This is a genomic window from Mesorhizobium sp. SARCC-RB16n (assembly GCF_008520305.1).
GTDB lineage: Bacteria > Pseudomonadota > Alphaproteobacteria > Rhizobiales > Rhizobiaceae > Mesorhizobium.
In genome coordinates, this window is record NZ_ML703312.1 from 596 (window position 1) to 8,600 (window position 8,005).

Here is an 8,005-nt window from a genome sequence, read left to right on the forward strand (position 1 = left end):
TCCCTCGAGGTCGACCTCCATGATCTCCAGCGGCCTTCCGGCAGCGACTGCGACAGCGGCGCGGGTTTTCATTCTTTCTTCTCCCCGAAATTCGTTTGCGAGGCTTGGCCTTGCTTGTGATTGGAAATGACTAGGCGGCGGCCTTGGCCGGTCCGGCCGGGAACACGCCCGACATGACAGTGAAGCCCTTGATGCGCTTGACCCGATCGCACCAGCGCCGGATGGCCGGATAGTCCTGGCGGGGTATCCCGCCCTCCTCCGACAGGATGAGGTAGGGAAAGCAGGCGATATCGGCGATGGTCGGGTGGCTGGAAGAACAGATCCAGTTGCGGCCTTGCTGTTCGCCGAACCACAGATGCTCGTCGAGAATGCGAAACAGCCGGTGCGCGCCGGCACGAGCGGCATCGACATCGAAATCGTAGAAAAGTGCGTCGTGCAGGCGGGCCGCCGACGAAGTTGCGGTGATGCCGTCGGCAAAGGTCAGCCACTGGCTGATCTCACCGAGCTGGGCTGGGCTGTCCCTCGGATACCAAGTGCCCGACGGATCGTATTTCGACGCGAGGTAGACCAGGATCGCCTGAGCATCGCGCAGGATCAGCCCGTCATCATTGATGACCGGCAGCTGCCCGAGCGGATTGAGCTTCAGGAACCATTCCGATTTGTGTTCGCGGCCGGGATAGAAGTCGATCGGCACGGTTTTGTGGTCGATGCCGAGGAAACTCATCAGCAAGCGCAACTTGTAGCAATTGCCGGACAGTTCGTAGTCGTAAAGCGTGATCATCGGCAGCTCCTATATGTCCAGCACGAGGCGCGCCGATTTGGCGCGCGACACACAGGTCATGATCCTGGTCCCGGCCTTTCTCTCGGCATCGTTGAGGTAGACGTCCTGGTGGTCGGGCTCTCCTTCGATCACCGTCGCCATGCAGGTGCCGCAGGCGCCTTGCTCGCATGACGACGGCACATCGATGCCGTTCTCGCGCATCACCTGCATGATGGTCTTGCCGGCGGGCACCTTGAGCGTGAGGCAGGAGCGCGCCAAGGCCACCTCGAAGCTGGAACTGTCGTCGATCTTGTTGGTGTTCTTGAAATATTCGAAATGCACCGCAGTGTCCGGCCAGCCCTGCTCGGCCGCTGTCCTTCGGGCAGCTTCCAGCATCGGGCCGGGACCACAGACATAAAGATGCATGCCGTTCTGGTACGAGGAAAGCATCTCACGCAGTTTGGCGCCTGTTTGCTCCGGTGTGAGGCCGAGGTGGGGCACGAGCGAACCACCGAGGCGCTGCAGGCGATCGGAGAAGGCGAGATGCTCTTTTCCTTGCGCGAAATAGTGAAGTTCGTGCGTCAGCTCTTGATTTTTCAAGGCCTGCGCCATGGCCAACAATGGTGTGATGCCGATACCGCCGGCGATGAACAGCGTCTTGATCGCATCGCGGCGCAGCGGGAAATTGTTGCGCGGCTCCGAAATCGCCAGCACGTCGCCTTCGCGAACGGTCTCGTGCATGCATTTCGAACCGCCCTTCGAATCCCTTTCCAGCTTCACGCCGATGACAAAGCTGTCGGTTTCTCCCGGTCCGTTGGTGATCGAATATTGCCGGATCTCGCCGTTGGGCATGTGGACATCGATATGAGCGCCTGGCTGGAAGGTCGGCAGAAGGCCCTTGATCGGGCGAAGCTCGAATCCGGCTATGCCGTCGGCCGCCGGCCACTTCCTCGCCACCGTGACGCGCAGTGCGGCCTTGCGGCCATGCGTCATCAATTCCGGCATCTCCGCGAGTTCGGCGGACACCTTTTCGTAGATCGGCTCGATCGGTGCCGGCGCCGATGCGGTCGCAGCCTCCCGCTCCGCCTCATCGCGCAGCTTGGACAGAAGCTCATTGTGATGGCGCAGGATGGCGATACGCACGGCCCCATCGGCGTCCTGATCCAGCACGCCACGAATGACCGAACGGTTGGAATCGACCGGCTGAACGAAGAAGACGCCCTGTGTCCGCGCACTGCCGTCCACTGAGCGCAGCGTCACGGCAAAATCCTGCACGGCGTCAGCCTGGATCTCGGCGCTGTCGCCGTCGATCCTGGCGCTGGGCTGGAAACGATAGGCCTTCAGTCTCTCGATGACCTTGCCGGCCGGCGCGTTGACGGGGATTCCACGCAACACGAGCAACTTGCCTTCCGGCAAACCGGAGACGTCCGGAACCTCGCCTCGCGGTTCTTCGGACGACCAGACGAGGCCATAGCGTTCCACGGCTGGAAAGGTGCGGTTGGTGATGGTGCGGGCCGGCGCGTCGGCCGGATGTGCCGGAATATAGGTGCAGCCGGCGGTGCGGTTGGAATAGCGCCAGCCATGGTACTGGCACTTAAGCTCGCGACCATCATTGATGCCTATCGACAGCCTGACGCCGCGATGCAGGCAACGGTTTTCCCAGATGTTGACGTAGCCGTCATCGGCGCGCCAGACGGCGAACTCCCGGCCAAGCAACTGGCCATGGAAGACGTGGCGGTACGGCAAATCGTAGGCAGCGGCGATCGGATGCCACTTGTTCCTGGCTTCTTCCAACATTCATCGTCTCCAAAAATATCTTGTCAGGCCGCTACTGGAATGACGCCATAGGTGACGCCCTTCTGGCTGAGCCAGCGCCGGTAGGCGATGGCGGACTTGTCGGCCCGTATCGGTGTTTCCGCACGAGGATCGAGCGGGAGACGCTTCGGCACCTGGTTCTCGAGGATCGGCTTGTCCTGACCGAAGATGGTCTGCTGAAATCGCTTGATCACCTTGTCTTCATTGTCTTCGTCGAGCACACACAGCAGCATGTGGGCCCGCACGTGCTCCTGGTCGACCGGTTGCAGAAAGACGGCGATGACATCGCGCCGCGTTTCATCGAGAGGGCTCGATTTGTAGAGCACCGAGCAATAGGGATGCGGCACGCGATAGACATAGTCCACATCCGCACCGCCGTCCGAGGTGGTCGAAGCCATCGGCTGGAAGAAGCGGCAGCGCGTCGCCAGGATCTCGTCGCGGTCGGCGGAAATCTCGACATCGTATTCCTTGACCTCGGTGTGCGGTTCGACGCCGAGAATGTCGGTATGGACGTATGGGAAGTGGCCCATGTCGAGAAAATTCTCGATGGCGCGCGGCGCTGAAACATTCACGCCGAAAGTCGCGGCGTTGAGCTTGCGTCGATCCGCTTCCGCGTATTCCGGGATCGGAAACAGATCCTCGGGCGGCGACCCGAGCGAGGTCCAGACATAGCCATAAGCGCTCTTTGCCGGCAGTCTTTCATCGATGTCGATGACCGGCGCGCGGTCTCCCGGCCGCAAACCCGGCCGCGACCGCCACACGACTGGTTCGCCGTTCTCGCTGACGGCAAAACTGACACGCTCCTCAAGCAACACCGTCTCCTCGACGACGAACGGAGAGGTCTCGGCAATCGCGCCGATCGGATGCCAGAGATTCAGGATTACCGTATCCGTGCATTTTGCCATCGTTCTATTCCTTCAATGCGCCCGAGACCGTCGTTGCCGAAATCAGGATTGCGCCGGTATGGCGCCGTAGGTGACGGCCCGGTCGCGCAGCCAACGCCGGTAGTAGACCGAGACGGCGTCGGCCCGGATCGGCGTCTCAGCGCGCGGATCAAGCGGCAGGCGCTTGGGCACCTGGTTCTCCAGGATCGGTTTGTCCTGGCCGAAGATCAGTTGCATGAAGCTGCGCACGGTCGCCGCCTCCATGCCCTCCTTCAGATAACAAAGATAAGGATGCGCGATGCAATTTTCCTCGTCGACCGGCTGCACGAACAAGGTGATCACGTCGAGCCGCTCCTTCTGGATCGGGTTGCTCTTGTAGAGCGCCACCGTATAGGGCCGTATGACCTTGTAGATGTAGTCGACGACAAACCCGTGCTTGGCGGTCGGCGAAGCCACCGGTTGATAGAATTTGCATTCCGTCGCCAGAACCTCGCCCTTGTCGGTGATTTCCACCTTGTATGGCGCCACCTCGGTATGCGGCTCCTCGCCAAGCCAGCCAGCGTGGATGAAGGGGAAATGCCCCATGTCCAGAAAATTCTCGACGGCGCGCAGGCCGGACACCTTGACCGCAATGGAGCCGCCACTGACCAGATGACGATCCGCCTCGTTGGCCTCCGGAATATAGATGATGTCGCGCCAGGGTGTATCGAGGCACGTCCAGACGAAGCCGTATCGCTCGGCCCTCTTGAGCGTCGCTCCGGTATCCGTTCGCACAACCTCCAGCTTGCGAAGATCCCTGCAATCGATGGCAAGGTCGACCCCGAGCAAGCGGGTCGGGAACGGTGTATCGCCAGCCAGTGCCGCGCGGTCGGCAACGATATGCCAGTCGTTCAAAAGCTCGCGGTCATTGCAACGGGTTGCCATCGGCATCCCCTCTCACTCGGCTAGCCCTTCATCATGAACCTAGCGCAGCGTCTCTAAATCAAAGAACCACAAGATTGGATATCAATCAATAAGTTTTTGTGTGGCAAAACACGATTTTTTGTTGACAGATTGCGACGATTGCACTCCGATATATGGAATTCTGAATTCGAGATATGTTGCACCTTGAGGGGCATGTGTTCGATATGGACGATATCCCAATCATGTCTTGCAAACGGCGGAGAGCCATGTCGTGAGCGGTCGCTCCCAAACGATCGCGGAAACGCTGACGCGTGCGATCATCGATCATCGACTGGTGCCGGGCTGCAAACTTGGCGAGCGCGAACTCGCCGAGATATTCGACGTCAGCCGCATCGTCGTGCGACAGGCGCTGATCCGTCTCGCCGATGACGGCCTGGCCCAGATCGAGCGCAACCGCGGCGCCTTCGTCGCCCGGCCCAGCATGCAGGAAGCACTCGAGATCTACGACGCGCTGACCTTGGTCGAACAGGGCGTCGCCGCGCAGCTGAGCGACCGCCTCGGCCCTGCCGGCTGGGCCGAACTGCGCCACCATGTCGAACGCCAGCGCCAAGCTGTCGCTGCTGGCAACGATGCGCTGGCCGACGTGCTCGGTCAGGAATTCCATACCGTCTTCGTGCGCCTCAGCCGCAACAAGGTGATGCAGGAAATCCATGCTCAGCTTGTGCGCCGTACGACGCTGCTTCGGTCGCTCATTACCGCCGATTTCGACTATTGTAACCTGCTCGACGACCACTCGCGGGTGGTCGACCTCCTGGAGAAAGGCCGCCTGAAGCAGGCGATGGACCTCATCGACACCCACCATCGGACCGTGGTGCGCGGCTACATCATGGACCGAGAGGTGTTTCCCGAGCTGACGCCCGCCGAAGCTCTCGCACCCTATCTCGACGGCAAGGCCGAGGGGGCGACAACGGCGGTTCCGCTCGCAAGGCCAGCGAAAGCACCGGGCGATGCGGCGACGCATCTACACATCCATCTTCCAAAAAAAGATCCGGCACCCGCAAGCCGGGCATCAACGAAAAAAACCAACAGAGGGTTACAATCATGAACGACGTAACAAGACGGGATTTCCTGAAATACAGCGGTGCGCTCGGCGCTGCACTTGGCGCCGGGGGATTGAGCACCGTCGCGCAAGCGCAAGAGGTGCTGAAGATCGGCGCTGTCTATGTCTCCCCGGTCGCTGAAATCGGCTGGACCAAGCAGCACAGCCTCGGTGTCGAGGCCATCAAGGCCGAGTTCGGCGACAAGGTCGAACTTACCGTCATCGACAACATCTTCATGCCGCAGGACGCCGAGCGCATTTTTCGCGAATTGGCCAGCGCCGGCAACAAGCTGATCTTCGGCACCAGCTTCTCGCACGGAACGCCGATGCAGAAAGTGGCGCCGCGATTCCCCAAGGTGGCCTTCGAACATTGCTCCGGCATTGTCCATCTCGCCAATCTCGGCACCTTCGAAGCCAAATATTACGAGGGTACTTTCGTAGCTGGCGCTGCCGGCGGCTACATGTCGAAAGCGGGCAAGATCGGCTTCATCGGCGGCTTCCCGATCCCCGACATCGTCGGCCCGGCCAATGCGCTGCTGCTTGGCGCGCAAAGCGTCAATCCGAATGCGACCTGCAACGCCATCTTCCTCAATTCCTGGTTCGATCCCGGCAAGGAAAAGGAGGCTGCCAAGACGTTGCTTTCACAAGGCTGCGATGTCATCTGCTCGATGACGGATACGGCAACCGGTGTCCAGGTCGCCGGCGAAGGCGGCGCCTGGTCGATCGGCTATGCCAGTGACATGGCCAAGTTCGGTTCGGGCAAGCAGTTGACGTCATTCGTCCTCGACTGGACCAGCGACTATGTCGGCGCGGCCAAGGCCGTCGCTGCCGGCACCTGGAAGCCGGAGGTGCGTTGGGACGGGCTGGCGGCCGGCGTGGTCAAGATGGCGCCCTACAATGAAGGCATTCCCGCCGATTCCCGGGCCAAGCTGAAACAGCTTGAGGCCGACATCGGTAGCGGCAAGGTCCACCCCTATGCCGGCGAATTGAAGGACCAGGCCGGCAACGTCAAGGTCGCCGCCGGTTCCGTTCTGGCCGATGACGACATTCGCGGTATGAACTGGTTCGTGAAGGGGATGATCGGCAAGCTGAGCTGACCGTCCATCAAGGAGCCTTGGCGCCGAAGCCGATATGCTTCGGCGCCAGCCGGCTTGCGCCTCGTCCAACCTCGCTTCACGCCACGGCAGGACCCGCCATGCACCCGCGTCTAAAACTGTGCAACATCTGCAAACGCTATCCGGGCGTCGTCGCCAATGACGACGTTTCACTGTCGATCCAGCCCGGCGAGATCCACGCTGTGCTGGGCGAGAATGGCGCTGGCAAATCCACGCTGATGAAGATCATCTATGGCGCGGCGCAGGCCGATTCCGGGGAGATCTACAGCGATGGCAATGCGATCGTCGCCCACAACCCGGCGGTATCGCGCGCGCTCGGTATCGAGATGGTCTACCAGCACTTCGCATTGTTTGAATCGGTCTCTGTGGTCGAGAACATTGCGCTATCGGCAAGCAGCGGATTTCATCTTCCCTCGCTTGCCGAAAAGATCCGCGACCTCTCGCTCCGATACGGCATGCCCATCGATCCGCATCGCCAGGTGCACGACCTGTCGGTCGGCGAGCGCCAGCGCGTCGAGATCGTGCGCTGCCTGCTGCAGGCGCCGAAACTCTTGATCCTCGACGAACCGACTTCCGTGTTGACGCCGCAGGCTGTGGTCAAGCTGTTCGAGACGCTCCGGCAATTGGCCGCCGAAGGCTGCAGCATCGTCTATATCAGCCACAAGCTCGACGAGGTGCAGGAGCTCTGCGACACCGCAACGGTGCTGCGCAACGGGAGGGTCACCGGCACAGCGCGACCCAAGGAAACAACATCGCTAGAGCTCGCCCGCATGATGGTCGGCTCCAGGCTGCCTGAAATGCACGTCAGCCCGCCGGTCCCAAGCGACAGACCCGTGCTTGAGGTCAAGGGCCTCTCGGTCAAGGCCCGGGACCATTTCGGCGTCGACCTGAAGGACGTTTCGTTCAATGTGCATGGCGGGGAGATCGTCGGCCTCGCCGGCGTTTCCGGAAATGGCCAGGCCGAGCTGATCGCCCTGCTCAGCGGCGAACGCACCCATGAGCGCGCTGATGCGATCAGGATTCGCGGAACCGACGCCGCGCGCCTGCGCCCCCAGGAACGCCGCAAACTCGGGGTCGCCTTCGTTCCCGAGGAGCGGCTCGGACGCGGTGCCGTGCCATCGCACACACTGTGGGAGAATGCCGTGCTGACGGCGCATCGCTTCGGCACGGTGCGCAAGGGGTTGGTCGACCGACGCAAGGCGAAGGCTTTCGCCACCGGCATCATTGACAGGTTCAAGGTCAAGGCCAGCGGAGCGCAAGCGACCGCGCAAAGCCTGTCGGGTGGCAATCTGCAGAAATTCATCGTCGGACGCGAGATCGCGCTCACGCCGAAGCTGCTCCTGGTTTCGCAGCCAACCTGGGGGGTCGATGTCGGCGCATCCGCCTTCATCCGCCAGACCATCATCGATCTCAGCCGCGCCGGCGCGGC

Annotated in this window: 7 protein-coding genes; 3 read left to right on the forward strand and 4 right to left on the reverse strand. The window is 61.4% G+C overall.

What is annotated here, in order from left to right; all coding sequences use genetic code 11:
- Positions 1–130: 130 nt before the first annotated feature.
- Genes C7I87_RS34265 through C7I87_RS34280 form a run of 4 tightly spaced genes read right to left on the reverse strand, consistent with a single transcriptional unit; the run spans position 131 to position 4,383 of the window.
- Positions 131–781 (reverse strand): glutathione S-transferase family protein, encoded by a 651-nt coding sequence (locus C7I87_RS34265; RefSeq protein WP_149908357.1) that lies wholly within the window; start codon positions 779–781, stop codon positions 131–133.
- A gap of 9 nt (positions 782–790) precedes the next feature.
- Positions 791–2,557 carry a 2Fe-2S iron-sulfur cluster-binding protein gene (locus C7I87_RS34270; RefSeq protein WP_149908358.1) on the reverse strand — a complete coding sequence of 589 codons (1,767 nt, stop codon included), beginning with the start codon at positions 2,555–2,557 and terminating at the stop codon, positions 791–793.
- 23 nt (positions 2,558–2,580) lie between these two features.
- Positions 2,581–3,480, reverse strand: a complete 900-nt coding sequence (locus C7I87_RS34275; RefSeq protein ID WP_149908359.1) for an aromatic ring-hydroxylating oxygenase subunit alpha — start codon at positions 3,478–3,480, stop codon at positions 2,581–2,583.
- A 42-nt stretch (positions 3,481–3,522) separates the two neighbouring features.
- Positions 3,523–4,383, reverse strand: coding sequence for an aromatic ring-hydroxylating oxygenase subunit alpha (locus tag C7I87_RS34280; RefSeq protein WP_149908360.1), 861 nt, complete (start codon positions 4,381–4,383; stop codon positions 3,523–3,525).
- A gap of 250 nt (positions 4,384–4,633) precedes the next feature.
- Between C7I87_RS34280 and C7I87_RS34285 the strand changes: the two genes are divergently transcribed.
- The 3 genes from C7I87_RS34285 to C7I87_RS34295 all read left to right on the forward strand — a co-directional run.
- Positions 4,634–5,467 (forward strand): GntR family transcriptional regulator, encoded by an 834-nt coding sequence (locus C7I87_RS34285; RefSeq protein WP_149908361.1) that lies wholly within the window; start codon positions 4,634–4,636, stop codon positions 5,465–5,467.
- A complete protein-coding gene (locus C7I87_RS34290) occupies positions 5,464–6,558 on the forward strand; it encodes a BMP family ABC transporter substrate-binding protein (RefSeq protein WP_149908362.1) in 1,095 nt (364 codons plus the stop codon). Before C7I87_RS34285 ends, C7I87_RS34290 begins: the two co-directional genes overlap by 4 nt.
- A gap of 98 nt (positions 6,559–6,656) precedes the next feature.
- A partial coding sequence (locus C7I87_RS34295) for an ABC transporter ATP-binding protein (RefSeq protein WP_149908366.1) occupies positions 6,657–8,005 on the forward strand: 1,349 nt, incomplete at its 3' end.

Bases quoted from the DNA above. Each gene is read 5' to 3' on its own strand.
- C7I87_RS34265 (WP_149908357.1), bottom strand. From the start codon at position 781: ATGATCACGCTTTACGACTACGAACTGTCCGGCAATTGCTACAAGTTG.
- C7I87_RS34290 (WP_149908362.1), top strand. From the start codon at position 5,464: ATGAACGACGTAACAAGACGGGATTTCCTGAAATACAGCGGTGCGCTC.
- C7I87_RS34280 (WP_149908360.1), bottom strand. From the start codon at position 4,383: ATGGCAACCCGTTGCAATGACCGCGAGCTTTTGAACGACTGGCATATC.
- C7I87_RS34275 (WP_149908359.1), bottom strand. From the start codon at position 3,480: ATGGCAAAATGCACGGATACGGTAATCCTGAATCTCTGGCATCCGATC.
- C7I87_RS34270 (WP_149908358.1), bottom strand. From the start codon at position 2,557: ATGTTGGAAGAAGCCAGGAACAAGTGGCATCCGATCGCCGCTGCCTAC.